Below are 26,098 nucleotides of genomic sequence, written 5' to 3'. Positions count from 1 at the left end.
TCCCGTGCCTGCGAGTGCCCGGGAGTCGAGCTGCCGCTCGCGGCGCCGGGAGCCGGGGGGTGACCTCGCGGCGGCCGTGACTACCGGGCGGGGGTGGCCTGTTCGGCGGTGCGGGCGGCGATGGCGGCGGTGATCCGCAGGACGTCGGCGGGCTGGGTCGGGTCGAGGCCGGTGAGGACGGCGATCCGGCGCAGCCGGTAGTCGACGGTGTTCGGGTGCAGGTGCAGGGCGCTCGCGGTGTGCCGCCGGTTCAGGCCGCCGGCCAGGTGGGTGCGCAGGGTGGTGAGCAACTCGCCGCCGTCGACCAGTGGTTCGAGAAGTGCGGCGAGCCGGGCGCGGGCCTGGCTGGGCCGGGTCAGCTGGTATTCGAGGAGGACGTCGTCCAGCCGGTGCAGCCCGGGCGGGCGGTCGAACGCCCGGGCCACGTCCAGGACTTCGCAGGCGAGCGCGGCCGCCGCGGGCACCTCGGCGGGGGTGGCGGCGGCCGCGCCGGCCTGGACGGGCGCGCCGGCGGCCCGGGCGGCGGCGGTGACGGCGGCGGCGAGGTGCGCCCAGGTGGCTTCGGCGGGGGCGTCGGCTCTCCGGTGGGCGTCCTGGCCGTCCTGGCCGCCCTGGCCGGGTGTGAGCGGGACGAGCACCAGACCGCCCGAGGACGTCAGCGCGTAGAGAGCCGACCGCCGGGTGCGGTGGTCGAGTTCGGCCCCGAGGCGGCGGAGCTTGCGGCGGGCGGCGATGGCCGGGTCCACCTCGGGCGCGTGCTCGTCGGGGTGGTCGGCGACGGACAGGCAGAGTACGGCGTAGGCGGCGGGCAGCCGTAGGCCGGCGCGGGTGGCGGCGTCCTCTGCGGGGGTGCCGGCGAGCAGCGCGGTGAGCAGTGACTGCCGTGCGGCGTACCGGTGTTCGGTCGGTCGGCGCCGCCCGTCCAGGTAGCCGGCGCCGGCCGCGGCGGTGGCTTCGCGGAGCTGGTCCAGCAGCAGTCGGTTGAGCGTGAGCAGGTCGGCGGCGTCACCGGCGAGGGCGTGCCGGGTGGCGAACTCCCAGCAGATCTCCAGCCCGAGGTGGTGGGCGAGCAGGACGGCGTCCAGCGGCAGGCCCTCCTCGGCCCGGCGGGCGGCGGCCTCCCGGACGGCGGTGAACTCGGCCTCGGGGGCGGGCCGTCCGGTCCGGGCGGTGTGTGCGAGGGCGCGGATGCGGCGTTCGGCGTCGCGGGTGAGTTCGCCGGCCAGCTGCTCCCGGGGCAGACGGCGGTAGACCGGTACGCGTTCCACCAGCGTGCCGATCACGGCCTCGGCCAACTCGCGCGCGCCGCCGAGGAGTCGGCGGTCGGCGGGGAGGCCGCCGATCACCGGGACGCGCCAGTCCGGCGCCGGGGAGGCGGGGGTGGCGGGGGTGGCGGCTGGGGCGGCGGGGGCGACGTCGGCGGGGGTGTCGCCGCCGGGGTCGTGCGTGGGGGCGCAGTGGGGTGCGTTGTGACCGGTCACAGAGAACACCGTCCAGGTCTGGGGAACACCCAAGGGCCGGGCCGGAGGGGCGACCGCATGATGGAGCCACTCGGGTTACCTGTTGGTAACAAACTTCCGCTGTGGAGGCAACAGTTGAGAACCCCACTTCTCCGCTTCTCCCCGACTCACCTGCGCCGGAGAGCCCGTGGCGCCCGTCGCGGTGCACTCGGCGGTACGGTCGGCGGCGCCCTTGGCGCGGCCGTGCTGGCCGGGGCGCTGCTGCTCGGCGCGGCGGCCGCCCCGGCCGGTGCGGCCACCGGGACCGCATCCGCCACGGCCGTGGCCGACGCCGGACTTCCGCCGGACGGGGACTCGGTGGCCTCGCCGCCCGGCGCCAACGACTGGAGCTGCCGCCCGACCGCCGCGCACCCCAACCCGGTGGTCCTGGTGCACGGCACCTTCGCCAACCGCTACGAGAACTGGCTGGCGCTGTCCCCGCTGCTCAAGGGGCTCGGCTACTGCGTCTTCGCCCTCGACTACGGGACCGTCCCGGGCATCACCTCGAGCGGCAGCGGCCTGCTGCTCCCGATCGGCGGGCTCAAGGCGGTGCCCGAGTCGGCGGCCCAACTCGCCCACTTCGTCGACCTGGTGCGCAGCGCGACCGGCGCGGCCAAGGTCGACATCGTCGGGCACTCGCAGGGCGGCATGCTGCCGAACTACTACCTGAAGTTCCTCGGCGGCGCGACCAAGGTCGGCACGCTGGTCGGCCTGGCCCCGTCCAACCACGGCACCACGCTCGACGGCATCACCAAGCTCGCGCCGTACTTCCCCGGGGTCGCCGACCTGATCTACACCGCCTGCCAGGCCTGCCGTGACCAGGCGGTCGGATCGGACTTCAACCAGGCGATGGCCTCCCGGCCCGACACCGTGCCGGGCGTGCGCTACACCGTGATCTCCACCGTGTACGACGAGGTGGTCACCCCGTGGCGGACGCAGTTCCTGAGCGGTCCGAACGTGGACAACGTGGTGCTTCAGGACCACTGCCCGGTCACGGTGGTCGAGCACGTGGCGATCGCCTTCTCGCCCACGGCGCTGCACCTCGTCACCAACGCCCTGGACCCGGCGAACGCCACGCCGGTGCTCTGCGGCTGAGCGGCCCGCGCCGCCCGCGCCGCCCCCGCCGTCCGCGCCGCCCCCGCCGTCCGCCGTCCAGGCGGCGGCGGGGGCGGCGCTGCGCCCGGCGGGGTCAGCGGCTCAGCTCGCGGTCGGGTGGAAGGCCACGACGGCCACGGCTCCCGCCCCGCTCCCGCCGTCCACCGGGAGCCGGAGCTCGTACCGGCCCGGCGCGTCGACCAACGCGGCGTCGTAGCGGGCGAGTTCGAGGCCGTCGAGGTGGGCGGCGCCGGCGAGGCAGACCAGCAGGACGGTCCCGGACGGCGGGACGTCGACGGTGGCGGACGTGGTGCGGACCACCTCGACGGTCGCTTCGACCCGCCCGCGCCGCGTCATCACGTTGAAGTCCACCACCGGTCCGCCCAGCAGTCGGCAGTCCGTGGTGGCGTCCCCCGGGAAGGCGAACGGGCGCAGCGGAGTGTCGACGGGCTGCTCGGTGCCGTCCACGGTGAGCACCATCCCGGCGCCCTCGACCAGGGTGATCACCCGGTCGATGCCCGGGAACACGGAGAACGGCCCGGCCGAGGCGACGTCCGCGAGGCTGACCCGCCAGTCGAAGCCGTCCAGCCCGGCCCCGGCCGGGAACCCGGCGACCTCCCTGGTCACCCCGCCCCCGTTGAGCCACGGGGAGGCCGGGCGCTCGCTCGCCCGCAGTACCTGGATGCGTCCGGAGGTCGTCATGGGGCCGCATCCTGCCACAGCCGGACGATCGACAGCGAACAACTGACAGATGATGAAAGTTGTTATCTGTTCGTTGTCATCTGTTCGCCGTCGGTTGTCCGCTCTGATCCGCCGGCCCTCAGCAGTCGGCCGTCACCCTTCACCCGGCGCCGTCCGGTCGCCCGCTCGTCGCCGGGCCGCCACCGCGCCGCCCCCCACCGCCAGCGGCAGCAGGGCCGCCGCCGAGGCGGCGACCGCGACCGTGGTCAGGGCGAGCGGCAGCCCGACCGCGTCGGCGAGGAAGCCGATCACCACCGGGCCGATCAGCATCCCGCCGTACCCGAGGGTCGAGGCGAGCGCGACGCCCTGAGGCCCGCCCGCCGTGCCGGCCCGGGCGATGGCGAGCGGGAAGAGGTTGGCGAGCCCGAGGCCGACCAGGACGAACCCGCCGATGGCCGGCGCCGCCGCCGGGGCGAGCGCGGCGAGCAGCATCCCGGCCGCCGCCAGCAGTCCGCCGAGCAGCATCAGCCGGGTCTGGCCGAGCCTGATGGACAGCCAGGTGCCGCCGACCCGCCCGCTGGTCATCGCGAAGGCGTACGCCGCGTACCCGGCGGCGGCCGTCCCGGCGCCCGTGTGCACGTCGTCGGTGAGGTGCAGCGTGGTCCAGTCGGCGATCGCGCCCTCGCCGTACGCGGTGCACAGCGCGGTGAGCCCGAGCAGCAGGACCAGCAGCCGGACGTGCCCCGCCCCCGTGCGCCTCGGGCGGCGGCCGCCACCCGGCTCCGCCGCACCGTTGTCCGGCGCGACCATCGGCGCGGCCGGGCTGCGCAGCAGGGCGGCGCCCGCGCCGGCGGTGACCGCCAGCCCCAGTGCCCCGCCGAGCGCGAGCGCCCAGGCGGTGGTCAGCCGGTCGGCGAGCAGCCCGCCGAGGCCCGCGCCGAGCAGTCCGCCGAGGCTGTACCCGGCGTGGAAGCTGGGCATGACGGGCCGGCGCAGCTGTGCGACCAGGTCGACGGCGGCGCTGTTCATGGCGACGTTGGCGCCGCCGTACCCGGCGCCGAAGAGCAGTAGCGCCGCGCCGAGCGAGGTGACGGAGTGGGCGTGCGCGGGCAGGGCGACGGCGAGGCTGAGGAGGGTGAGCGAGCCGACCGTCACCGGGCGCGAGCCGTATCGTAGGCAGAGCCGTCCGACGGCGGGCATGGTCAGGACGGCGCCGATGGACAGGCAGAGCAGGGCGAGCCCGAGGGCGCTGTGCGAGGCGTGGACCTGGCTGCGGACGTCGGGGATGCGTACGACCCAGGCGGCGAAGAGGAAGCCGTCGACGGCGAAGATCGCGGTGAGCGCGAGGCGCGCGGTGCTCCAGGGGCTGTCCGTCGCCGGGGGTGTGCTGCGAGACTGGGTCGGGGTCCGGTCGGGGCGGGAGAGGGGCCGGGGGAACGAGCGGATTTTGTTTCGAAGCGGCACAAAGTCACAATAGGGGCGTGCAGCTCTCACCTTCAAGCCCTCGGCCCGGCACCGGGAACGGCTCCGACGCGCAGCGCGACGCCCACCGCCGCGCGGCTCCCGACCGCGGCCGGACGCTGCTCGGCCCCGCGCTCTCGCTCATCCACACCGGCCAGGCGCCGACCCGCTCGGCGCTGACCCGCGCGCTGGACGTCACCCGGGCCACCGCCGGCGCCGTCACCGCCGAGCTGGAGGCGCTCGGCCTGATCACCGTCGACTCCCGCCCGGCCGGCGGCGGCCGCGGCCGGCCCTCGCACCGGCTGGCGATCGACCCGCAGGGCCCGGTCGTGATCGCCGGGCAGATCCACGCGGACGGGCTGAGCGTCACCCTGGCCGGCCTCGGCGGGCTGCTCGACCCGCCCGTCCACCTGCCGCTGCCCGCCGCCACCGACCCGGTGCGGATGCTGCGCGCGGTCGCCCAGGCGGGCGCCGAGCTCACCCGCGCGACCGACCGCCGCTGCCTCGGCGCGGCCCTCGCGCTGCCCAACCCCGTCACCGAGCCGGACGGCACCGCGCTCGCCGCCCTGCACTTCGCCTGGCCGAGCGGCACGCCCGTCGCGGACCTCTACGACGTCGAGGTCGGCCGCGCGGACCACGGCCCGAACGCCCTGCACCCGCTGCCCGCCGCGATCGCCAACGACGCCAACCTGGCAGCGCTCGCCGAGTACCGGCACGGCGCCGGCCGCGGCGCCCGGCACCTGCTGCTGGTCACCTCGGGCCACCGCGGCGTCGGCGGCGCGCTGGTGATCGACGGTCACCTGCACACCGGCAGCGCCGGCCTCGCCCTGGAGGTCGGCCACCTGACCGTCGACCCGCAGGGCCGCCCCTGCAATTGCGGCAACCGGGGCTGCCTCAACTCCGAGACCGACCCGGACGCGCTGTTCGCCGCCGCCGGCCTCACCCCGGAGCCGGGGCGCCCGCTGCTCGACCAAGCGCGCGACCTCTGCCGGGCCGCCGCCACCGACGAACGGGCGCGGGCGGCGGTCGAGCACGTCATCGACCGGCTCGGCCTCGGCCTCGCCGGGGTCGCCAACATCCTCAACCCGGACCGGGTGGTCCTCAGCGGGCTCCACCTCGATCTGCTGGAGGCCGCGCCCGAGCGGCTGCGCGCGGTGGTCGCCGAGCGCTGCCTGTGGGGGCGCAGCGGCCGGGTGCCGATCGTCGGCGCGGAGCTCGCGCACGGTGCGCTGGCCGGGGCGGCCGAGCTCGGCTGGGGGCCGTACCTGGCGGACCCGCAGTCGGTGCAGGCGTAGCGGGCGCCGGGCGGGTGCGGGGTGCGTCTCCCCGGCTCGCCCCCGGGCCCCGCCTGCGGGGTAATAAGCGGGGTAATAAGCGGAAGCTGAGACTTCGAAAAAGGTCACTTATCGTGACTCTCCTATACTCGTAGTGATCAAAAGGGGGGTTTCGACGAGGGAGAGCGACCATGAGCACCCAGCCGGGCGGCCAGCAGGACACGGACGGCGCGGTCGGAACGGACTCGGCGGGTGCGGTCGGAGGCACCGAGCCGACCGTCGACGTCGACCGCACGGACCCGCAGTACCGGGCCTGGCTCAAGGAGGCGGTGCGCAAGGTCCAGGCCGACGCCAACCGCTCCGCCGACACCCACCTGCTGCGCTTCCCGCTGCCGCCCGAGTGGGGCATCGACCTCTACCTCAAGGACGAGTCCACCCACCCGACCGGCTCCCTCAAGCACCGCCTGGCCCGTTCGCTGTTCCTGTACGGGCTCTGCAACGGCTGGATCCGCCCCGGCAAGCCCGTCATCGAGGCCTCCAGCGGCTCCACCGCCGTCTCCGAGGCGTACTTCGCGCAGCTGATCGGCGTGCCGTTCATCGCCGTCATGGCCAAGAGCACCAGCCAGGCGAAGATCGACCTGATCCAGTTCCACGGCGGCGAGTGCCACCTCGTCGAGCGCTCCGACGAGGTGTACGAGGCCTCCGCCCGGCTCGCCGAGGAGACCGGCGGGCACTACATGGACCAGTTCACCTACGCCGAGCGGGCCACCGACTGGCGCGGCAACAACAACATCGCCGAGTCGGTCTTCGCCCAGCTGCGCCTGGAGCCGCACCCGGAGCCGGCCTGGATCGTCGCCACCGCCGGGACGGGCGGCACCTCGGCGACCATCGCCCGGTACGTGCACTACATGCAGTACGACACCCGGATCTGCGTGGCGGACCCGGAGAACTCCTGCTTCTTCGACGGCTGGGTGAACCACGACCCGGACGCGGTCTGCGAGAGCGGGTCGCGGATCGAGGGCATCGGCCGGCCCCGGATGGAGCCGAGCTTCGTGCCCGGCGCGATCGACCGGATGATGAAGGTTCCTGACGCCGCCTCGATCGCGGCCGTGCGACTGCTGGAGGACGTGCTCGGGAAGAAGGCGGGCGCCTCCACCGGGACGGGCCTGTGGGGCGCGCTGCGGATCGTCGCCGAGATGCGGGCGGCGGGCCGGACGGGCAGCGTGGTCAGCCTGATCTGCGACCCGGGGGACCGCTACCTCGACAAGTACTACTCGGACGACTGGCTGGCCGGCGAGCGGATCGACATCGCGCCGTACCGGGCGGCCCTGGAGTCGTTCCTGGCGGGTGGCGCCTTCGCGGGCTGACGCCGGCCCGGCGGCTCCCGTTCTCTTTCCTGTCGGCGCTAGGAACGGGAACGACGACAGGTCGGTTCGCCGCTCGATTGTCTAGCGGTGCTAGGGTCTGGATATGTCGATTCATCAGCGCCGCGAGCGCGAACGCGCCGAGCGGCACCAACTGATCATCCGGACCGCCCGGGAGCTGGCCGAGGCCGAGGGCTGGGACGCGGTGACGACGCGCCGGCTGGCGGAGCGGATCGAGTACAGCCAGCCCGTCCTCTACAGCCACTTCGCGGGCAAGACCGAGATCGTCGCGGCCGTCGCGGTGGAGGGGTTCGCGGAACTGGCCGCGGGCCTGCGGACGGTGGTCGCCGCGGCGGACGGCCCGGCGGGGGCGTTCGCCGCGGCGGCGCGGGAGTACCTGGCCTTCGGCCTCGCCAACCCGGCGCTCTACGACGCGATGTTCACCCTCGTCACGGACCTGCCGTTCGGCCGGCCCGAAGCGCCCGCGTCGCTGCACGAGGCCTTCGAGGTGCTGGCGGGAACCTTCGCGGAGGCGGCGGGGGAGGAGGATCCGGTGGTGTTCACGGAGGTGGGGTGGGCGGCCCTGCACGGGCTGGTGACCCTGGCGCGCGGTGGCCGGCTGCAGTCGGACCTGGCGGAGCAGCGGGTGGACCTGCTGGTGCGGCGCCTGCTGGGGTAGCGGCCGGCCGGGGCGGCGGGCGACGGATGGCGGCTGACAGGTAACGACGAACAGCTAACAGACTCTGAAAGCTGAAAGTTGAAAGCTGTTATCTGTTATTTGTTCGCTGAAATCTGTTCGCCGTCATCCCTCGGCCCGCCGCCCGACCCCCGCCGTCAGTCATCGGACCGACGCCGGATCACCACCCGGCCGAACACGATGCCGATCCCGCCTCAACGCGCCCGCACAGCCGGTGAGTTCCGGATGCCGCCGGCCGGTGCGAGCGGCTGGTCAGGGCAGCGGCGCGGTCGGCAGGTCGGCGGGGACGAGGAGCTGCAGTTCCTCGGTGGACGGGTCGGCGAGGTGCGCGACCCGGACGGCGTGGCGCTCGACCATGGTCTCGAACACCTGCCGCGCGGTGCGCCCGTTGCCGAAGTTGGGCCCGCGCTCCAGCCCGGCGAAGTGGCCGAGCAGGGCGCTCTCGGTCTCCTCGGAGAGCGCGTACTCGTGCTCCGCGCACTGCGCCCGGGCGATCTCCAGGAGTTCGTCCGCCGTGTAGTCGGGGAAGCTGATGGTGCGTGAGAAGCGGGACGAGACACCGGGGTTGGCGGAGAGGAAGCGCTCCATCTCGGCGGTGTAGCCGGCCACGATGACGACCACCTCGTCCCGGTGGTCCTCCATCAGCTTGACCAGGGTGTCGATGGCCTCGCGCCCGAAGTCCCGTGCGCCGTCCTCGGGTGCGAGCGCGTACGCCTCGTCGATGAAGAGCACCCCGCCGCGTGCCCGGTCGAAGGCGGCGGCGGTGCGGATCGCGGTGGAGCCGATGTGCTCGCCGACCAGGTCGACCCGGGCGACCTCCACCAGGTGTCCGCGCTGGAGCACTCCGAGCGAGGCGAGGATCTCGCCGTAGAGCCGGGCGACGGTGGTCTTCCCGGTGCCGGGGGCGCCGGTGAAGACCAGGTGCCGGCGCAGCGAGGGCGCTTTGAGGCCGGCCTGTCGGCGTCGCCGCCCGACCGAGATGAGGTCGATGAGGGTGCGCACCTCCTGCTTCACGGTGGCGAGCCCGACCAGCGCGTCGAGTTCGGCGAGCGCCTCCTCGGCGGGCCGGCAGTCCGGGATCGGCCCGATCGCCGCGGTCGCCGACGCACTGCCGCCGACGGCACCGACGCCGGTGGAAGCGGTTGCGGTGGCCAACGCGGCTGCGGCGGTGGTGAGTTGGGGAGACCGGGGCGCCGGCAGGTCCGAACCGCCCGCCCCCGCCCCGAAGCCCGCACCCGCCCCGAAGCCCGTACCCGCGCCGGCCCCGAACCCCGCCCCCAGCCCCGGGGCCGTCCCGAAGGCCGCCCCGACGTCGTCCGAGGTGCACCCCTCCGCGACCGGCCCGGGTTCGGAGAACTCGAACCCGGCCCGCTCGTTCTGCTCGGCCCGGCACCGGGTGAGCTGCGTGCGGCACCCGTCGATGATGTGGAACCCGAAGCCCTTGCCGTGCGAGACCCGGCAGTCCTCGAAGGTGCCCCGGCCCTGCGCCGAGACGTACACCCCGGCGTCGGTGCTGGCCCGGACGGTGCAGTCGCGCAGCACCGGGTCGGCGCCCTTGGTGACGATCACCCCGGTGGCGACGTCCGAGATCTCGCAGTCGGTGAGCAGCCCGCCGCTGCCGTGGTCGCGGAACCACAGCCCGGTGCCGGCCTCCTGGACCCGGCAGGCGGTGAGGGAAGCCGTCGCGCCGCCGCTCACCGAGACCGCCGAGCTGCGGATCCGGCTGAAGGAGCAGCCGGCGGCGGTGGCGGCGGAGTCGCGGTCGAGGACGAACAGGGCGTCCGGCAGGTCGTGCAGGGAGCAGTCGGTGAGGGTGAGCCGGGCGCCGTCGCTGACCCAGAGCGCCGGGTACTCGCCGGTGGAGCCGTGGATCTGGCAGGACTCGGCGACGGCTTCGGTGCCCTGGTCCCAGACGGAGAGCGCTCCGCGACCGAAGTCCCGGATGGTGCTGTGCGCGAGGTTGAGCCGGGCGCGTCCGCGTAGGTCGGCGCCGTTCTCCGGGACGTCGTGCACCCGGCAGCCGGTGAGCGCGAGTTCGGCTTCGCCGTCGAGGGTGAGCCCGTTGCCGGTGACGCGGTGGATCTCGCAGTCGACCAGCCGTCCGCCCGCGTGGGCGTCGGCCTGGACGCCGCTGCCGCGGATCTCGTAGATCTCGCAGCCGGTCAGTTCGGCCGCGCTGCCCGGGTCGGAGAGCAGCACCCCGGCGCCGGCGGCGTGGTGGATGCGGCAGCGGTCGAGCGCGGCGGTGGCGCCGCCGAGGACGGCGAGCCCGGCCTGTCCGGCGGCGGCGACCTCGCAGTCCTCGAAGGCGGCGGCGGTGCCTTCGCCGCGCAGCCGCAGGCCGAGTCCGGCCGGGTTGGCGACGACGCAGCCGCGCAGGGTGGGCCGGGCGCCGTCGCCGATCTCGACGCCGGTGGCGGAGCGGGTCTCGATCCGGCAGCCGCTGAACGCGGGCGTGGCCTGCGCGCCGGTGACCAGGACGGCGGGGGAGGAGCTGTCGGTGGCTTCGACGACGAGGTCGCGGACGGTCGCGGCGGCGGTGACGGTGAGCGCCACGCCGCCGGCGGGCTCGATCCGGACGGTGCCCGGTCCCTGGGCCGGAACGAGGGTGACCGCCTTGTCGAGCAGCACGTTCTCCCGGAAGCTCCCGGGCCGGACGGTCACGGTGTCGCCCGGTTCGGCGGCCGCGAGCGCCTCCGTGAGAGTGTCGTACTCGCCCGCGCGGCGACGCCAGCGGGATGCGCTGTCCTGGGTGACCCGGACCCTGTGCTCAGCCATGACGGTCTGTCGTCCCCACCTTCGTCACCTCGGTCGTCCCCACCTTCGTCGGACCCACTGTCGTCGGGCCCACCTTCGTCGGGCCGGCGAACGGGCCTGCGATCAGCGGACCGTCCGCGCGGGGGCGTGCCGGGCCGTCCGCCCACCGTAGCGCGCCCGCGCGGGTGCTCCGGCCGCCCGCCGTGGTGCGGGGGCCGGGCGGGCACGGGTGGCACCCGCCGCGGCCACAGGTTCCGACCACTTGCTTCAACGAGCGCGCACAGCCCTGGTTCCGTACCGGTCGGGGTACGGTCGCCGGTTCAGCGCCCGCCGCCGGGCCGACGCGCCCCGTCGCAGGTCGGAGCCGGTCGGCCCGGCCCGCAGCGGCCCGGCCCGCGTCAGCCCGGCCCGCGTCAGCCCGGCCTGCGTCGGCACAGCATGCGTCGGCACGGCACACGCAGGCTCAGCGCGCCTCGGTCACCGGCCACTGCGCCCCGTCCTCCAGCACCTCGACCTCGTCGCCCAGCCGCAGCGTGCCGAGCACGTCGCCCTCGACGCCGGCCGGCCGCTCGGGGATCAGGTTCTGCCCGAACGCCGCCTTGCCGAGCAGCCGGTGGTGCCGGGCCAGGGTGCGCAGCGGCTCCTTGCCGCGTCGTTCGCCGGTCTCCTGGTCGGTGGTGGTGATGACGCAGCGGCCGCAGGGCTTGACGACCTTGAAGGTGAGCTCGCCGATCCGGATCCGGCGCCAGCCGTCCTCGGCCCAGGGCTCGGTGCCGGAGACGACGACGCTGGGGCGGAAGCGCTCCATCGGCAGGGGTTCGTGGCCGTCCGGGTTCTCGGCGGCGATCAGCTCGTTGAGGCGGTCCAGCGAGGCGGTGGTGGTGACCAGCAGCGGGTAGCCGTCGGCCATCGAGACGGTCTCGCCGGGTTCGCTGAAGTCGGGTTCGATCGCTCGGGCGCGCGGGTCGTCGAGGTGGACGAGGCGGTAGTCGCCGAGGTGTTCGGCGATCCAGGCGTGGGCCTTCTCGTCGGCTTCGGCGGCGTGGAAGTGGTCGCCCCAGACCTCGACGTCGGCGAGGGGTGCGCCGGTGGCGACGGTGGGGGCGGCGACCTCGATCCGGGAGCCGTCCGGGGCGGTGAGCTGGAGCGCGCCGCCGGGCAGCAGGTCGGGCCGGATCTGGCCGAGGGCGGTGTTCTCGCGCTGGCTGACGAAGCGTCCGGTCGGGTCGGCGAGCATCCAGCGCCGGTCTCCGGCCAGGCCCCAGGGTTGGACGTCGGCGCTCTGGGGGCTGAGGCGGTACATGGACTTGACGGGGTAGACGTGGAGTCCGGTGAGCTGCATTCCCCCATCCTGCCAGCCGCGTGCCCGCCGCGGGGAAGGGCCCCCTGGCCGCGGGAAGGGCCCCGGCTGCGGTGCGGCCGGCCGGCGGCGCGTTCGGGAGGGCTGCCGCGGCGCGTGGGAGTGCCCCCGTACGCGCACGGACCGCCCGGGTAGCCGTGAGGGGCGTACCGGGCGGTCCGTGGATGACCCGTTTCTCCGTTCGCCCGGCGTTCAGGGGGCGCCGGGTGGTGCTCAGGTGGTGCGGGTTCGGGCCGGTGGGGTCGGCCCTGGGTGTTCGGTCAGCGGCTCAGTAGCCCTGGCCCTGCGACTGGTAGCCGCCCGGCGCCCCGGTGGTGAACTGGCCGGGCTCGGCGTATCCGCCGGGCCGCTGCGGCTGCATCGGGCGGACGGGCGCGACCGGCGCCATGGCCGGGAGGAGCTGGGTGCTGCCCATGGCCTGGTCGCCGCCCGGGCCGGGGAAGCCGGGGCCGGCGGGCTGCGGGCCGCCGAAGCCCTGCGGGGCGCCGAAGCCCTGGGGCTGGCTGCCGGGCTGCGGGTGGCCGAAACCGCCCGGGCCGGCGGGCGGTTGGGCGCCGAAGGTCTGCTGGCCGCCCTGGCCGACGAAGGTGTTCTGGCCGCCGAAGCTCTGGCCGCCGGTCGGCTGGTAGCCGCCCTGGCCGAAGGAGGGCGCGGCGGGCTGCGGCCGCTGGTACGGCTGGGGGGCGCCGTAGCCGGGGACGGACGGCTGCGGGGCGGCGGCGTACGCCGGCGCGGGCTGCGCGGGGATGTACGCGGTGGCCGGGCCGGCGGCGGGGGCGCTGCTCGGGCCGGGGCCCAGGGCGAGGCGGGCGGGCGGCAGCGCGGGGAGGTTGCTGCCGGCGCTCTCGTACCCGGCGCCGTACCGGTTGTCGTAGGACTGGCCGAGGCCGGTTCCGTACCCGGACGACAGCGCCGGCGGCAGGGCGGCCGGCACGTTGATGGGTGCGATCTGGGGGACGCCGCGCTCAGCCACGAGGCTGTCGTAGATCGGCGTGCTGGAGGAGAAGGACGGAGAGGGGTAGCCGACTCCGTCGTAGGAGCGGGGCGAGGTCATGGGGCATACGGTAAGCCCACAATGCGCCTGCTGAGGAGAGCGGGAGGGGGAGCAGTTCGAGTGTTTACACAGTCTTCGCTCGCACAAAGGTTTCGAAAGTAGGAAGAACGGACAAACCGGCAACCAGTTCCGGACAACCCCGACGTAACGTCAGTGATCGAACAGCGCCCGGACGGCATCGCCGGAACCCCTTGGGGTGACCGGGCGGTGGACGGTCGGGGGCCCTCCGGAGAAACTTTTACGGACGGGGCGTGCGCCGGCGCATTCGAGCCCCCGCCGACCTGGCGACGGGGGCTCGTGAATGTTTCGGGGATAAGGTCCCCGTCAGCGCTTCGGAGCCGGCGTCGCACCCCCGGGTGGACGGTCCCTGACCTGCGCCGCAGCGGCGGCCCCGGCGGGGAGGACGTCCCCGGCGGGACGGGCGGCCCCGGCGCGGCCGGTCCCCCGGCCGGGCGTCAGCTGGACTGCAGCGCCTGGGACTGCGCGGGCAGCCCCGGCCGGGCGGCGACCTCCGAGGTGCAGAACGAGCAGCGGCTGGCCGCGGCCGGGATCGGGCTGAGGCACTCCGGGCAGTCGACCTTGGCGGCCGGCGCCGGCTTGTCCTTCTCGAAGCGCGCCTGCAGCTTGCCGACCGGCACCACCACGGCGAAGTAGATCACCGCGGCGACGAGCACGAAGCTGATCAGCGCGTTGACGAAGACGCCGTACGGGAAGTCGGTGCCCCCGATGTCGAAGGTCTTCTGGGTGAAGTCGCCGACCGCGCCGGTGGCGACCCCGATCAGCGGGGTGAGGAAGGCGGTCACGAACCCGGTGACGACGGCGGTGAAGGCCGCGCCGATCACGATGCCGACCGCGAGGTCCACCACGTTTCCGCGCAGCAGGAAGCTGCGGAATCCCTTGAACACCGGATGACTCCAAATCCGTACGGGGGAGGGGGAGATGGGGCGGCTCGGCGCGCGCCCCGGTCGGACATGGTGCCGAGGCTGCCGGGCCGAGGTCCAACCGCGTTCACCCGATCTGCGTAACCGGTCACCCGCCCCCGCCCGGCCGGGCCCCGGCCGCGCGCCCGCCCCGGCGCGTCCCGCCGGGCCGCGTGCGGGCCCTCCGCGTACCTGCCGATCCCGGGCCGCCGGCGGGGTGTCCGGGCGGGCGCGAGCCGGTCCTTGACGGGGCGCGCGGCCGGGCCGTCGGAGGCGCCGCGGCGCGATCGGCGACCTGTCGGGGCGCACGGCGGGCGCAACCGGCGCACGACGGCGGCAGATCGGCGCACACCGGGTGTACGGGCGCGGGCTTACGGGCCACCGTCAGGTTGCGCGAAGGGGCTGTAACGCGCGTTGCGCTGTGCCAAGGTCGGTCCATGCCCGACCATACGGCGGCCGAACCGGCCGGAACCCGCCCCCGCGTGCTGCACCTGATCAGTGACCAACGCCGCGGCGGCGCCCAGAACTTCGCCCGTGACCTCCACCGGGAACTGCGCCGCCGGGGCCAGTCCTCCGCGCTGTGCGCCCTCGCCCCGCACCCCGCCGCCGACGTCCGCGGCGGCGGACCGGACGGGAGCGGCCCGGCGGGCGCCGACCCGAGCGTCGTCGCCGTCGGCGCGGAGCCCGACCGGGCCCCCGCCGTACCGGGCCCCGCGTCCGCCGCCGTCCTCGGCCCCGGCCGGCTGCGCCCCAGCACCCTGCGCGCGCTGCGCATCGCCGCCCGCTCCGCCGACGTGGTGCTCGCCCACGGCTCGCACACCCTGGCCGCCTGCGCCCTCGCCCTGGCCGGCACCCGCACCCCCTTCGTCTACGTCTCGGTCGGGCACCCCTGCTACTGGACGGCCAACCGGCTGCGCCGGGCGCGCGGCGACGCGCTGCTGCACCGCGCCGCCGCCGTCACCACGCTCACCGAGGAGGCCCGCACCGTCCTGGAGGAGCAGTTCCGGCTGCCCGCGGGCAAGGTCCGGGTGATCCCCAACTCCCGTGCGGCGGAGAGCTATCCGCCCGCGGACGGCCGGGCCGGCCGGCGCGCCGCCCGGCACGCGCTGGGCCTGCCCGCCGACGTCCTGCTGGTCGCCTGGATCGGCGCGATAGCTCCCGAGAAGCGCCTCGACCTCGCCCTCGACGTGCTCGACCGGCTGCCCGACGTCCGGCTCGCCGTCGCCGGCGACGGCCCGCTGCGGGAGACCCTGGCCCGCCACCCGGCCGCCGCCCGCGCCCACTTCCTCGGCCCGCTGCCCGACCCCGTCCCGCTCTACCGGGCCGCCGACGCCCTGCTGCTCACCAGCGACAGCGAGGGCGTGCCCGGCGCGCTGATCGAGGCCGCGCTGGCCGGGGTGCCCGCCGTCGCCACCGACGTCGGCTGGGTCCGCGAGGTGGTCCGGGACGGCGCCACCGGCGCGCTCGTCGCCCCCGGGGACCCGCTCGCGCTGGCCGAGGCCCTGGGCAAGGTGCTGGCCTGCAACCGCGACGGCCTCGGCGCGGCCGCCCGGGCGCACGCGCTGGAGCACTTCGAACTCGGCGCGGTGGTCGACGACTGGCAGCGACTGGTCGCCGAGGTGTGGGCCGGGTGCGAGGCGCCGCGCGGCTGAGCGCCGCGGAGGCCGAGCACCACGCGGCCGGACCCCGCCCGGAGTACGGCCCGGAGTACGGAGAACGGCCGGGCGCTGCGCCGATCGGGCGAATCCCGGCCCGGCCGTACCGTACCGACTCGCCGGTAACGGTTCGTCACCAGCACACTGCCCGGTGTGAACTCGAAGTCGCTGCTGCGCTCCACCGTCCTGCTCGCCGTCGCCGCCGGGATCGTCGCGTCCCCCGTCCAGGCGGGCGCGCTGAGCCGTCAACCCCCTGCTGAGGGCGTCCAGTTCGTCAAGCTCGACCACCCGCAGCCGGTGCGCGAGAGTGCCCGCACCGAGGCCGTCGAGTTCTTCTGGTACGACTGCAGCCACTCCCAGCAGCTCGAACAGCCGCTGGTGGGCTGGGCCGAGCGGCACCGCGCGGACGTCGCGCTGCGCCGCGTCCCGGCGATCTGGCCGGGCGCCGAGGAGGCGAACACCCAGCGCGCCCACGCCCGGCTCTTCTACACCCTCGACCGCCTGGGCCTGGTCGACCAGCTGCAGATCGCCGCCTTCCGCTCCATCCACACCGACCGGGCCGACCTCACCACCGAGGACGCCGCCACCGACTGGGCGGTGCGGCACGGCGTCGACGCGCTGCGCTTCCGCCAGACCTACCGCTCCGCCGAGGTGCGGCAGTCCGTCGACGAGGCCGCCGCCGAGTTCGTCCGCTACGGCATCAACGAGCTGCCCACGGTGGTCGTCCAGGGCGAGTACCGCACCTCGCCGACCAAGGCCGGCAGCGTCGAGGCGATGCCCGAGGTGCTGGACTACCTGGTGCAGCAGGAGCAGCTGCGCAAGCACTGAGCCCCGCCCGCTCCGAGGATGACGATCGGTCAGCTCGCTCCGGCGCACGCCCTTGCCTAACCATTCAGATGCTGTTTAATGGTTAGCATGAGCGAGCTGACGATCCCGCACGTCCACCACCGCCACGTCGACCTCGACGGCCTGCGCGTCTTCTACCGCGAGACCGGACCGGCCGAAGCCCCCGTCCTCCTGCTGCTGCACGGCTTCCCCTCCGCCTCGCACCAGTACGCCCGCCTGCTCGACGCGCTCGGCACCCGCTACCGCCTGATAGCCCCCGACTACCCCGGCTTCGGCAACAGCGACAGCCCCGCGCCCGACGCCTTCTCGTACCGCTTCGAGACCCTCGCCGACGTGGTCGAGCGCTTCTGCCTCGCCCTCGGCCTCGACCGCTTCGCCCTGTACGTCTTCGACTTCGGCGCGCCCGTGGGCCTGCGCCTCGCCACCCGCCGGCCGGACTGGATCACCGGCCTGGTGGTGCAGAACGGCAACGCCTACGAGGAGGGACTGTCCGACCGGGCGAGGGAGTTCATCGCCCACAAGCGCGGCGTCCCGGGCGCCGAGGACGTCGCCCGGTCGATCCTCACCCTGGACGTCACCCGGAGCCAGTACGAGGGAGGCACCGGCGACCCGAGTCTGGTCGCCCCGGACGGCTGGACGCTCGACCAGCACTTCCTCGACCTGCCCGGCCGCAAGGACATCCAGGTCGAACTGGCCCTCGACTACTTCTCCAACCTTGAGCTCTACCCGGTCTGGCAGGACTGGATGCGCGCCAACCAGCCGCCCGCGCTGGTGCTCTGGGGGCTGGGCGACCCGTTCTTCACCGAGGCGGGCGCCCGCGCCTACCTGCGTGACCTGCCCGGGGCCGAGCTGCACGTCTTCGACACCGGGCACTTCGCGCTGGAGGAGAAGCTGCCCGAAATCGCCCCGCTGATAGACGACTTCCTCGCCAGGACGCAGAAGTAGCGGTCTCCGAAGGGGAATTCAGTCGCGGCGCAGCAGGTAGGTGACGAAGCCGAGGGCGCCCCGGTAGCCGTGCAGCCACTGCGCCCGGTGCCGGTCCGCGGCCTCCCGGGCGGCCCCGGCGTCGGGGTCCTCCGGGTGCTCCAGCGCCCACTCGGCCAGCGCGCCCGTCCAGCTGAACTCGTAGGCGTCCCAATCCGGTTGGGAGCTCACATGGCCGTCGACCGGAGTCCAGCCGGCCGCGATCACCCGATCGGTGGTGGTCGCGAGGCCGGCGTGGTCCTCCCGGGCCGCCGCCAGGGCGGTCAGTGCGGCCTCGGACGGCTCGCGTTCCCAGAACCCCTCGCCGACCAGCAACCGGCCGCCGGGGGCGAGGAGTTCGCGGGCCGCCGCCAGGGTCGGCAGCAGTCCGCCGAAGGCATGGGTGGCGCCGACGCACAGCACCAGGTCGAACGGATCGCGGCTGCGGAACTCCCGTGCGTCCAGGTGGTGCAGGCCCAGCCTGCGCTCGACGCCGAGCGCCGTCGCGCTCTCCCGGGCCCGGGTCAGGCCGGCCGCGTCCAGGTCCACGCCGACCGCGCGCCAGTTCGGCCGCGCGGCCAACAGCCGTACCAGCCAGGCGCCTTCGCCGCAGCCGAGGTCCAGCGCGCGGCCACCCCCGGCGCCCGCCGCAGCCCGCTCCAGCAGACGGGCCACCGAGTCGTCCGACAGCGGCGCGGCGATCGGGTGACGGGCGTGGGCGAGGCGGGAGATCCGTTGGCGGTCCATCCGCGCAGTATGGATCCGATCGGCCGGGCGTGCCAGGGGGACGGGCGCCGGTCCGACGGGCCGGGGCGGCTACCGGTGGGAGTACGTCCGGCCCTTCCAGGCCGCGCCCCGCCCGCGCCAGTGCTGCAGCGCCGAGTCCACCGTCATCAGCAGGTACAGCCCGGCCGTGAACGGCAGCAACAGCGCGGCCCGGCTCGGCTGCCCGTAGTAGCGCAGCATCGGCCGGTACGTGCCGGTCATCAGCACCCACGCCGCCGCGCCCGCCGCCGTCACCGGCGCCGACCCCGCCACCACCCCGGCCACCGCCGCGACCGGCGGCACCAGGTAGACCAGCGCCAGCCCCAGCACCGTGCCGAGCAGCAGCAGCGGCGAGTGCCGCAGCTGGGCGTAGGCGCTGCGCGACACCATCCGCCACAGCTGCTCCAGACCCGGGTACGGGCGGACGCTGTCCACCGCGTCGGCCAGCCCCAGCCAGGTCCGCCCGCCGGAGGACTTCACCGCCCGGGCCAGCGACACGTCGTCGATCACCGCGCCCCGGATCGCCGCCACCCCGCCCGCCCGCTCCAGCGCCTCCCGCCGCACCAGCGAGCAGCCGCCCGCCGCGGCCGCCGTCCGGGCGCCCGGACGGTTGCAGCGGCGGAACGGGTACAGCTGGGCGAAGAAGTACACGAACGCGGGCACGATCAGCCGCTCCCAGCCGGTCTCCACCCGCAGCCGGGCCATCTGCGACACCAGGTCGAGCCCGTTGCTCTCGGCCGCGGCCACCAGCTCGGCCAGCGAGTCCGGGCCGTGCGCGATGTCCGCGTCCGTCAGCAGCAGGTACTCGGCGTCCGGGCCGGCCAGCTCCACCCCGTGCCGCAGCGCCCACAGCTTGCCCGTCCAGCCCGGCGGCAGCGGGGGAGGAGTGGTGACGGTCAGCTCCAGGCCGTCCACCGACCGCAGCTCCGCCGCCAGCGCGCCGGTGCCGTCCGAACTGTGGTCGTCCACCAGGATCACCCGCGCCCGCCCCGGGTACTTCTGCGCCAGCAGCGTCGGCAGGCTCAGCGGCAGCACCGCCGCCTCGTCCCGGGCCGGCACCACGACCACCGCCTGCGGCCAGCGGACGGGCGGGCGGCGCGGCGGCAGCCGGACGTCGGTGCGCCAGAACAGGCCGTGGCAGCACGCCAGCCAGAGCCAGACCAGCAGGGACAACGCGGCGATCCACAGCAGGACGGTCACTCCGGCAGTCTGCCGCAGAACGGGCCGGGCCGGGCGGATCGACTAAAGTCTTGCCCCGTGAAGATCGCACTGATGGACTCCGGAATCGGCCTGCTGGCCGCCGCCGCCGCGATCCGGGAGCTGCGCCCGGACGCCGACCTGGTGCTGTCCTCCAACCCCGCCTCCATGCCGTGGGGGCCGCGCACGTCCGAAGAGGTCACCGAACTGGCGCTCGGCTGCTGCCGGGCCGCCGCGGAGCTGGAGCCGGACGCCCTGGTGATCGCCTGCAACACCGCCTCGGTGCACGCGCTCGCCACCGTGCGGGCCGAACTGGAGCCCCGGATCCCGGTCATCGGCACCGTCCCGGCGATCAAGCCGGCCGCCGCGCTCGGCGGCCGGGTCGCCATCTGGGCCACCCCGGCCACCACCGGCAGCGCCTACCAGCGCGGGCTGATCCGCGACTTCGGCGGCACGGCCGAGGTCACCGAGGTCGCCTGCCCGGGCCTGGCCGACGCGATCGAGTACGGCGACGAGGACGCGATCGCCGCCGCCGTCGCCGACGCGGCCGCCCGCACCCCGGGCGGCACGGACGCCCTGGTGCTCGGCTGCACCCACTACGAGCTGGTCGCCGACCTCATCCGCACCGCCGTCGCCCCGACCGCCTCCCCGGCGCTCACCCTGCTCGGCTCCGCCGACGCCGTCGCCGCCCAGGCCCTGCGCCGCATCGCCGACCCGGCCACCACCGGCACCGGCACCCTCACCGTCCTCCACGCCGGCACCCCCGCCACCCTCCCCCCGGTCGCCACCCACTACCCCCAGGGCCGCGCCCTGACCGCCCTGACGGCCTGACCGGTTCCCGCAGGCCGGCTCCCCCTCGCTCCGGCCTCGCGCGAGCTCCTGCGCAGGAAGTCGACGAATTCGACTTCCTGCGCTTCCACGTCTCTACGAGCGGGTGCGCCGCCGGGCGCGGAAAGCCGGCCGGCCCGGGGCCCTGGCGTGAGAAGTCGGCGGGCCCGACTTCCCGTGCTGCCGCTCGTCCCCTGAGAGCCCCTGAGCGGGCTGTTCCCTGCGGGCAGCCTGGTCGGGGAAGGGCGGCGAGAAGTCGGCCGGTTCGACTTCCTGTGCGATAGCTCGTCCCGCAGAGGTGTCTGAGGGGCGTCCTTCCCGCAGGTGGTGCCCCTGCGCCCGGAGAAAGGGCGGCTGGCGAGGTGTGGTTTCGCGTGGGAAGTCGGCCGGTTCGACTTCCGGCGCTTCCACCTCTGACGTGCCGGCGGCCCGACTTCCCGTGCGGCAGCTCGCCCCCCCCGGGGCCCCATGTGTGGCACCCGGGTGGGCCGTGTGTGGGAAGTCGGCTCAGCCGACTTCCCACACACGGCCCACCCGGGCGGGTGGTCAGGCGACGGCCTGGCGGCGCCAGCGGCGGTAGGCCGGTTCGAGGCCGGAGAGGATGGTGTCGAAGCGGCGGGTGCTGGTGGTGGAGTCGACCTGGAGGCGGCTGATCTGCAGGGGGCTGGTGGGGAGCCGGGGCCCCAGGCGGTGGTCGGAGAGGAACCCGAGCCGGTAGCCGAGTTCCTGCAGGACGGTCTCGGCGCGCGGGTCGTGCCCCCCGTCCGGGTAGGCGAAGGCGATCGGCGGTTCGCCGAGCCACCGGCTGAGGGCCTCGTGGGCGCCGGCGATCTCCGCCCGGACGGTCTCGTCGTCGCAGCGGCCGAGGCACGGGTGCCCCTGGGTGTGGTTGCCGATGGCGACGCCGCCGTCCCGGAGGGCGAGCAGGTCCTGCGGGGTGAGCTGTTCCTGGCTGGGCGGCCGCCGGTCGGCGCTGGCGCGCAGCTCGTGGAGGCTGCGGCGGCGGTCCGGGTCGGGCATGGCCTTGAGCCGGCGGAGCAGCTGGGAGGGGTGGCCGCAGTCGAGGGAGCGGGCGCGGCCGCCGTGGCGGGCGAGGAAGTCGGCCTCGTGCCACCAGAAGGGGCGCTCGGTGCCGATGAGTTCGGAGATGACGAAGGCGGTGGCCGGGATGCCCCGGGCGTCGAGGGCGGGCAGGGCGTGGGTGAGGACGCTCCGGTCGGCGTCGTCGAAGGTGACGAGGACGCTGCGGGGCGGCAACGGCCGGCGTTCGGTGACGGCCTGGAGGACGGAGGCGAGCGAGACCGGGGTGGCGAGTCTTCGGAGCCGGTCGAGCTGGGCTCCGAAGGTCCGGTGGTCGGTCACCCCGTGGTAGGCGAGCACGGCGAGCCGCTGGGCGGCGCGGGCGCGGAACAGCGGCTGGACGGGGGCGAACCGCAGCCATTCGCCCCGTGCGTCCTGCTGGTCCTCGCCGGTGGACGGGCGGTGCGGCCCGGCCGCCCCGCGCGGTCCGGTGCGTGCGCGGCCGACGCCCCCGTGGCGGTCGGCCGCGCAGGTGCCCGCCCCCGGTGGCGGTAGTGCGCGGAGGTTCGGTGCGGGCCGGGTGGGGGCCCGGGAGATCGACGTGGTGGACTGGGACTGCGGCACGGTTCCCCCTCGGTCGCCGAGCGGCGTGGCGGTACCGCCGGAGGACGGAGCCCGGCCTCCGACCCCAGGGTGCGGCGGTTCCGCCCCCTGGGAATTCCGGTTCGCGGTGGGGGGTGTACACCCTTCCCGCGAACGGCTCCCGGATCACTCGATGCCCATGAGACCGCTGCACCGGGTGGATGGTTGTACCGGGGGGACGAGGATTTTTCGTGGACTGATTGTGGAGTCGGAATGCACTCCTCCGCCTGCCGTGCCGGCGGTCGTCCGATTCCTGATCACCCCGCGGCGCCGTCGCGCGGGGTGATCGGCCGCTGACTGCGCGCGTGCTGCCCGCGGCGCCGGGCCGGGGTACCTTGGGCTCATGGCAGATGCGGACCGTGATCCCCTCCACCTGCACGGCGCGACCCGGATGGCCCGTGCGTGGAGCGGCTGCGCCCTGGTGACGCACCGGATTCCGCTGGCGGTGGTGGGTCTGGCCTGCCTGGCGCTGGGCATCGTCGTGGCGGTGGCGGTTCCGGACAGTGACGGGCCGGCGTGGGCGATGGCGGTGGCCGGGTGCCTGGCCGCCGGGGTCCTGCTGCTCGGTCGACTCGCGGTCGGACGGCTGCGCTGCCGCCGCCGCGCGGCACTTTGACGGGGCGCGGACAAATTCCCGCCGGCCTTCGCCGACACCCAAAGGACGAGTGGCCGACAAGGCGACGTCCGGCGCGCCTGGTGCGGAAGATCGAACGAAATTGGTCAGATCGACCGGATTCCGTACTGTCGGCCAATCTTCTTCGCTTCTCTTTCACCATTCCGGGGTACTGAGTACATCTCCTTCTTTCACTGAATGCGCATCTCCCCGGCGGCCGGACGCCGACCGCCCTCGGTAGGCTGCGCCGCATGGCCATCCCCGCGTTCCTCGCCGACCTCCGCGCCCTGGTGGGCACCCGACCGCTCTGGCTGAGTGCCGTCGTCGCCGTCGTCCGGGACGACGACGGCCGGGTGCTGCTCGCCCGCCGGGCCGACGACGGCCGGTGGGCCTCGGTCGGCGGGATCCTGGACCCCGGCGAGCAGCCGGCCGACGGCGTGGTGCGCGAGTGCCTGGAGGAGACCGGCGTGCGGGTGGTGCCCGAGCTGCTCGCCTCGGCCACCGTCACGCCGCAGGTGACCTACCCGAACGGCGATGTGACGCAGTACCTGGTGCTGACCTTCCGCTGCCGCGCGGTCGGCGGCGAGGCGCGGGTGAACGACGACGAGTCGCTGGAGGTCGGGTGGTTCCCGCTGGACGGGCTGCCGCCGATGATCGAGGCCGAGCACGAGCGGCTGCGCCACGCGCTGGAGTGCGCCGGCCCGGCGGTGTTCAGCTGGGAGGGCGTCGAGCGTCCCTGAACGGGCGTTCCCGCGGGCCCGGCTCAGCCCTTGTGCTGCCGGTAGGCCTCCTCGGCCGCGTCCAGCACCGCCGTCAGGTCGCCGCCCGCCGTGGCGGTCGCGGTGGCGGCCACCGCGCCCTCGACGAAGGGCGCGTTCGCGAAGCGGACCGGGAACGGCAGCCCGTGCTCGTCGGCGTCGGCCAGCAGCGCCCGGACGGTGGTGACCGCGCCGCCGAGGTCGGCGAGCACCACCACGCCGTGGCCCTGGTCGACCCGCCGGGTGGCGGCGGCCACCAGCACCGCGCTGATGCCCGGCCCGTCCGCCGGGTCGCCGCCGGTCGCCGCGACCGGGGCGGGGGAGTCGGAACCGGCCAGCGCGAGCGCGAGGGCCCGTACGGCGATGGCCAGATCCCGGCTGTGGGAGACCAGGACGACCCCGACGCGCCCGTGTCCGGCCGGCCGGGCCGGGGTGGGCCGGGGCAGCGGGGTGGGCACGGGTGGCGTTCGGGGCGCCGGGGGGTGGGCGGACGGGGCGTCGGAGATGGGGATGACATCGGCGCGGGTGCCGTCCCGGCGGCTCATCGGCTGCTCCCTTGGGCGATCACGGGCATGTCGCGGGCATGTCGCGGGCCTTGCACGGGTGTTCCGTACGGCCGCTGCGCGCGGGGGTCCGGCAGGGCCGTTCCGGGCGGGTGCCGTGCGCGGGATGCCGCGGGGGCCCGGCGGGCCCGCTGCCGGGCGCTCTGCGCCACTCTGGCAGCTGCGGGGGTCGTGCGCCGGTCGGGACACGCCCTCGAGGGTCCTGCGGGCGCCCTCGGGCGGACGTCGGCCGCCCGCGCGGGGGAGACCTGGAGAACCCGCTGACCCGGGTCGTGGGCTGTGACTAGGCTGGCCCTCGGAAAGCCGTCGGGAGGAGATCGATCAGTGGCAGTCAACAGCGGCACGGACGTTCAGGCGGGCGGGGCGGAGCCGGAGCTGGCGCCTAGCGGGAAGCCGAAGGTGGACTTCACCGGCGCGGAGTGGCTGTGCAGCAGCCAGGGTGTCGGGGATGTCCAGATCGCGTTCGTGGACGGGTACATCGGGATGCGGGACGGCCGCCAGGAGGACGGGCCGGTCCTGGTCTTCACCCCGGCCGAGTGGCGGGCCTTCGTGCTCGGTGCCCGGGACGGCGAGTTCGACCTGACCTGAGGGGCCCGGCCCGGGGCCTCGTCTGAGGCCTCGTCAGACCGGCAAGTCGGGAAACCGGGAGACCGGGAAACACCGAGGAAGCGGAGCGGTCCCGTCCAACGGGTCCGCTCCGCAGGTGATTCCGGACACGAACATCACAACTGATGATCGATTGAGCGTGCCCCGTCAGAATTTCTGTTGACTGTTAGACAAACGCAGCTCAGAGTATGAGCACAGGCAGACGCCGTGCCCACCGCCCCCACGCGGCCAGACACGGCGCCTGCTGTGCGGCCCGGCAGCGCTGCCAGGCCATCCTCCCAGTCTTCCCCTGCGCACCGGGGGTGCGTCGGCCGGTCCCGGCCCACGAGGGGCCGGCAGTCGCCGGGAGGCTGGCGCCGAACCCGAGAGCGACTCGGACGCGGCACCTTCGCTCGGGACCCGCACGCCCCCACGCGGCGGCGTCCCGAGCAAGATCCACGGGAGCGACGGGCCGGGGCCCCGCGGATCTGGCTTGTGATGGTGGAACTGTTGGCTTGTGTGTGGTGCTGTGTGCTGCGACGACGAAGCTGGGTGCTCGGCGGTTCGGCACGACAGGTGCACAGTGAGGGATACGCGGGTAGGGCCGCGTTGCGACATGCCGTCCCCCCGGAGGGTGAACCCGGAAACGGCTGTCGTGCTGAACCGAACGTAGCCCGGACGGTTGCTCAGAGTCAACATTGGTCTCTGAGCGTCGATCTCCCGTCGGCCACCGGGGAGCCCGCCGACGGTGCCCCACCCACCTCGCGAGGCTGGTGTGCCGGACACGTACGATGGTCCCATGTCATTTCTCCGCCGTCGCTCCGGACAGCCCGCCGGCCCGGACTTCGACGTGCTCGCCATGGACCCGGGCGACTGGCCCGGCGACTTCGGCGCGGCCATGATGACCGGCCCGGACGGCTCCTGCCAGGGGATCTTCCTGCGCTACGACCTGTTCGGCGGCAGAGGCCCGGCGATGTTCATCGGCAACCTCCCCGAGGGCTCGCCCGCCCGGGAGACCGGCGACAACGTGCCCTTCGAGGTGCGGCAGCTGCTCGCGGCGCTGGAGAACGACGAGCCGGTCGAGTTCGTCTCGGCCGAGGACTTCCCGGTGATGCTCGGGGACGACCTGCTGATCGTGAAGAAGGTCAAGGTCAGCGAGGAGCGGGTGTTCTGCTCCCAGTTCGGCCGCAGCGACGGCGTGCAGGTGACCATCGCCTCCTGGGACCGACCGATTTCGGACGACCTGTATCAGCTGCTGAAGCCGCTCCCCGCGGACATGTTCCAGCAGGGCTGACCGGTCCGCGTCCGCCCCCCGGGCGCTGCTTGACGGTATCGATCAACCGTTCGTACAGTCGCGTACATGCCGTGCCGTCTCCCGCTGTTGACCCGTCGCAGGCACCTGGACCTGCGACGCACCGCCAGCGCGGCGTGTCCGGGTCGCTGAGGGGATCCGTCCCCGTGGCGGCGGGCGGCCGGCCGGACCGCGGCCGGCGCCGAACCC

At 74.8% G+C, this 26,098-nt stretch carries 23 protein-coding genes and 1 pseudogene; 13 read left to right on the top strand and 11 right to left on the bottom strand.

Features of this window, described 5'->3' with window-relative positions; translation table 11 throughout:
• Window positions 1-80: 80 nt before the first annotated feature.
• Window positions 81-1,481 (bottom strand): PucR family transcriptional regulator, encoded by a 1,401-nt coding sequence (locus tag AB2U05_RS04535; RefSeq protein ID WP_369182486.1) that lies wholly within the window; start codon window positions 1,479-1,481, stop codon window positions 81-83.
• Between the two features lie 222 nt (window positions 1,482-1,703).
• Between AB2U05_RS04535 and AB2U05_RS04530 the strand changes: the two genes are divergently transcribed.
• The gene (locus AB2U05_RS04530; protein ID WP_369185896.1) at window positions 1,704-2,594 is read left to right on the top strand and encodes an esterase/lipase family protein; all 891 of its coding nucleotides are present in this window, start codon (window positions 1,704-1,706) and stop codon (window positions 2,592-2,594) included.
• 102 nt (window positions 2,595-2,696) lie between these two features.
• Here the strand turns inward: AB2U05_RS04530 and AB2U05_RS04525 are convergent, their stop codons facing one another.
• Both AB2U05_RS04525 and AB2U05_RS04520 read right to left on the bottom strand, forming a co-directional pair.
• A complete protein-coding gene (locus AB2U05_RS04525) occupies window positions 2,697-3,296 on the bottom strand; it encodes a HutD family protein (RefSeq protein WP_063773576.1) in 600 nt (199 codons plus the stop codon).
• Window positions 3,297-3,428: 132 nt separating this feature from the next.
• Window positions 3,429-4,607 (bottom strand): MFS transporter, encoded by a 1,179-nt coding sequence (locus tag AB2U05_RS04520; protein WP_369185895.1) that lies wholly within the window; start codon window positions 4,605-4,607, stop codon window positions 3,429-3,431.
• Window positions 4,608-4,855: 248 nt separating this feature from the next.
• On the opposite strand from AB2U05_RS04520, the gene AB2U05_RS04515 reads away from it, so the two are divergent.
• The 3 genes from AB2U05_RS04515 (at window position 4,856) to AB2U05_RS04505 (ending at window position 8,053) form a co-directional block, all read left to right on the top strand.
• The gene (locus AB2U05_RS04515; protein WP_369185894.1) at window positions 4,856-6,031 is read left to right on the top strand and encodes an ROK family protein; all 1,176 of its coding nucleotides are present in this window, start codon (window positions 4,856-4,858) and stop codon (window positions 6,029-6,031) included.
• 170 nt (window positions 6,032-6,201) lie between these two features.
• Window positions 6,202-7,377 carry a PLP-dependent cysteine synthase family protein gene (locus AB2U05_RS04510; protein WP_045710525.1) on the top strand — a complete coding sequence of 392 codons (1,176 nt, stop codon included), beginning with the start codon at window positions 6,202-6,204 and terminating at the stop codon, window positions 7,375-7,377.
• A gap of 103 nt (window positions 7,378-7,480) precedes the next feature.
• On the top strand, window positions 7,481-8,053 hold the full coding sequence (locus AB2U05_RS04505; RefSeq protein ID WP_045701898.1) for a TetR/AcrR family transcriptional regulator: 573 nt from the start codon (window positions 7,481-7,483) through the stop codon (window positions 8,051-8,053).
• A 270-nt stretch (window positions 8,054-8,323) separates the two neighbouring features.
• Here AB2U05_RS04505 and AB2U05_RS04500 read toward each other — a convergent pair whose 3' ends face one another.
• The 4 genes and pseudogenes from AB2U05_RS04500 to mscL all read right to left on the bottom strand — a co-directional run bounded on the left by AB2U05_RS04500 (window position 8,324) and on the right by mscL (window position 14,147).
• Entirely contained in the window at window positions 8,324-10,849 is a 2,526-nt protein-coding gene (locus tag AB2U05_RS04500) for a right-handed parallel beta-helix repeat-containing protein (protein ID WP_369182485.1), read from the bottom strand.
• A gap of 442 nt (window positions 10,850-11,291) precedes the next feature.
• Window positions 11,292-12,170, bottom strand: coding sequence for an MOSC domain-containing protein (locus AB2U05_RS04495; protein WP_045701894.1), 879 nt, complete (start codon window positions 12,168-12,170; stop codon window positions 11,292-11,294).
• Between the two features lie 664 nt (window positions 12,171-12,834).
• A pseudogene (locus AB2U05_RS04490) lies at window positions 12,835-13,242 on the bottom strand (DUF6643 family protein); the annotation flags it as partial.
• 455 nt (window positions 13,243-13,697) lie between these two features.
• Complete coding sequence (gene mscL / locus AB2U05_RS04485) at window positions 13,698-14,147, bottom strand: large conductance mechanosensitive channel protein MscL (protein ID WP_045701893.1); 450 nt, start codon at window positions 14,145-14,147, stop codon at window positions 13,698-13,700.
• A gap of 452 nt (window positions 14,148-14,599) precedes the next feature.
• Here mscL and AB2U05_RS04480 point away from each other — a divergent pair, with 452 nt between their 5' ends.
• From AB2U05_RS04480 to AB2U05_RS04470, 3 genes are all read left to right on the top strand, one after another.
• Window positions 14,600-15,814 (top strand): glycosyltransferase family 4 protein, encoded by a 1,215-nt coding sequence (locus AB2U05_RS04480; RefSeq protein ID WP_369182484.1) that lies wholly within the window; start codon window positions 14,600-14,602, stop codon window positions 15,812-15,814.
• Window positions 15,815-15,970: 156 nt separating this feature from the next.
• Window positions 15,971-16,645 carry a thiol:disulfide interchange protein DsbA/DsbL gene (locus AB2U05_RS04475; protein ID WP_045710106.1) on the top strand — a complete coding sequence of 225 codons (675 nt, stop codon included), beginning with the start codon at window positions 15,971-15,973 and terminating at the stop codon, window positions 16,643-16,645.
• A gap of 87 nt (window positions 16,646-16,732) precedes the next feature.
• A complete protein-coding gene (locus tag AB2U05_RS04470) occupies window positions 16,733-17,608 on the top strand; it encodes an alpha/beta fold hydrolase (RefSeq protein ID WP_045701891.1) in 876 nt (291 codons plus the stop codon).
• A gap of 18 nt (window positions 17,609-17,626) precedes the next feature.
• Here AB2U05_RS04470 and AB2U05_RS04465 read toward each other — a convergent pair whose 3' ends face one another.
• Window positions 17,627-18,373: a cyclopropane-fatty-acyl-phospholipid synthase family protein gene (locus AB2U05_RS04465; protein WP_369182483.1), complete on the bottom strand. Its 747-nt coding sequence runs from the start codon at window positions 18,371-18,373 to the stop codon at window positions 17,627-17,629.
• A gap of 69 nt (window positions 18,374-18,442) precedes the next feature.
• A complete protein-coding gene (locus AB2U05_RS04460; RefSeq protein ID WP_369182482.1) occupies window positions 18,443-19,591 on the bottom strand; it encodes a glycosyltransferase in 1,149 nt (382 codons plus the stop codon).
• A 57-nt stretch (window positions 19,592-19,648) separates the two neighbouring features.
• Between AB2U05_RS04460 and AB2U05_RS04455 the strand changes: the two genes are divergently transcribed.
• Complete coding sequence (locus AB2U05_RS04455; protein WP_369182481.1) at window positions 19,649-20,419, top strand: glutamate racemase; 771 nt, start codon at window positions 19,649-19,651, stop codon at window positions 20,417-20,419.
• 543 nt (window positions 20,420-20,962) lie between these two features.
• Here the strand turns inward: AB2U05_RS04455 and AB2U05_RS04450 are convergent.
• A complete protein-coding gene (locus AB2U05_RS04450; protein ID WP_244178977.1) occupies window positions 20,963-22,060 on the bottom strand; it encodes a polysaccharide deacetylase family protein in 1,098 nt (365 codons plus the stop codon).
• A gap of 361 nt (window positions 22,061-22,421) precedes the next feature.
• On the opposite strand from AB2U05_RS04450, the gene AB2U05_RS04445 reads away from it, so the two are divergent.
• Together AB2U05_RS04445 and AB2U05_RS04440 are read left to right on the top strand one after the other, a co-directional pair.
• Window positions 22,422-22,694, top strand: coding sequence for a hypothetical protein (locus AB2U05_RS04445; protein ID WP_052706564.1), 273 nt, complete (start codon window positions 22,422-22,424; stop codon window positions 22,692-22,694).
• Window positions 22,695-22,942: 248 nt separating this feature from the next.
• A complete protein-coding gene (locus AB2U05_RS04440; protein ID WP_045701885.1) occupies window positions 22,943-23,431 on the top strand; it encodes an NUDIX domain-containing protein in 489 nt (162 codons plus the stop codon).
• A 23-nt stretch (window positions 23,432-23,454) separates the two neighbouring features.
• Here the strand turns inward: AB2U05_RS04440 and AB2U05_RS04435 are convergent, their stop codons facing one another.
• Window positions 23,455-23,994: a hypothetical protein gene (locus AB2U05_RS04435; RefSeq protein ID WP_078860661.1), complete on the bottom strand. Its 540-nt coding sequence runs from the start codon at window positions 23,992-23,994 to the stop codon at window positions 23,455-23,457.
• 393 nt (window positions 23,995-24,387) lie between these two features.
• On the opposite strand from AB2U05_RS04435, the gene AB2U05_RS04430 reads away from it, so the two are divergent.
• The 3 genes from AB2U05_RS04430 to AB2U05_RS04420 all read left to right on the top strand — a co-directional run bounded on the left by AB2U05_RS04430 (window position 24,388) and on the right by AB2U05_RS04420 (window position 26,041).
• Window positions 24,388-24,600 carry a DUF397 domain-containing protein gene (locus AB2U05_RS04430; protein ID WP_031071451.1) on the top strand — a complete coding sequence of 71 codons (213 nt, stop codon included), beginning with the start codon at window positions 24,388-24,390 and terminating at the stop codon, window positions 24,598-24,600.
• 796 nt (window positions 24,601-25,396) lie between these two features.
• Window positions 25,397-25,891, top strand: a complete 495-nt coding sequence (locus AB2U05_RS04425; RefSeq protein ID WP_045701883.1) for a hypothetical protein — start codon at window positions 25,397-25,399, stop codon at window positions 25,889-25,891.
• 66 nt (window positions 25,892-25,957) lie between these two features.
• The gene (locus AB2U05_RS04420; protein ID WP_350526312.1) at window positions 25,958-26,041 is read left to right on the top strand and encodes a putative leader peptide; all 84 of its coding nucleotides are present in this window, start codon (window positions 25,958-25,960) and stop codon (window positions 26,039-26,041) included.
• Window positions 26,042-26,098: the final 57 nt, after the last annotated feature.

The organism is Streptomyces sp. Y1 (assembly GCF_041053115.1).
Lineage (GTDB): Bacteria > Actinomycetota > Actinomycetes > Streptomycetales > Streptomycetaceae > Kitasatospora > Kitasatospora rubellomurina.
This window is presented reverse-complemented; position numbering and strand designations above follow the sequence as displayed.

Bases quoted from the DNA above. Each gene is read 5' to 3' on its own strand.
- AB2U05_RS04525 (WP_063773576.1), bottom strand. From the start codon at position 3,296: ATGACGACCTCCGGACGCATCCAGGTACTGCGGGCGAGCGAGCGCCCG.
- AB2U05_RS04510 (WP_045710525.1), top strand. From the start codon at position 6,202: ATGAGCACCCAGCCGGGCGGCCAGCAGGACACGGACGGCGCGGTCGGA.
- AB2U05_RS04505 (WP_045701898.1), top strand. From the start codon at position 7,481: ATGTCGATTCATCAGCGCCGCGAGCGCGAACGCGCCGAGCGGCACCAA.
- AB2U05_RS04500 (WP_369182485.1), bottom strand. From the start codon at position 10,849: ATGGCTGAGCACAGGGTCCGGGTCACCCAGGACAGCGCATCCCGCTGG.
- AB2U05_RS04495 (WP_045701894.1), bottom strand. From the start codon at position 12,170: ATGCAGCTCACCGGACTCCACGTCTACCCCGTCAAGTCCATGTACCGC.
- AB2U05_RS04480 (WP_369182484.1), top strand. From the start codon at position 14,600: ATGCCCGACCATACGGCGGCCGAACCGGCCGGAACCCGCCCCCGCGTG.
- AB2U05_RS04470 (WP_045701891.1), top strand. From the start codon at position 16,733: ATGAGCGAGCTGACGATCCCGCACGTCCACCACCGCCACGTCGACCTC.
- AB2U05_RS04465 (WP_369182483.1), bottom strand. From the start codon at position 18,373: ATGGACCGCCAACGGATCTCCCGCCTCGCCCACGCCCGTCACCCGATC.
- AB2U05_RS04445 (WP_052706564.1), top strand. From the start codon at position 22,422: ATGGCAGATGCGGACCGTGATCCCCTCCACCTGCACGGCGCGACCCGG.
- AB2U05_RS04440 (WP_045701885.1), top strand. From the start codon at position 22,943: ATGGCCATCCCCGCGTTCCTCGCCGACCTCCGCGCCCTGGTGGGCACC.
- AB2U05_RS04435 (WP_078860661.1), bottom strand. From the start codon at position 23,994: ATGAGCCGCCGGGACGGCACCCGCGCCGATGTCATCCCCATCTCCGAC.
- AB2U05_RS04425 (WP_045701883.1), top strand. From the start codon at position 25,397: ATGTCATTTCTCCGCCGTCGCTCCGGACAGCCCGCCGGCCCGGACTTC.
- AB2U05_RS04420 (WP_350526312.1), top strand. From the start codon at position 25,958: ATGCCGTGCCGTCTCCCGCTGTTGACCCGTCGCAGGCACCTGGACCTG.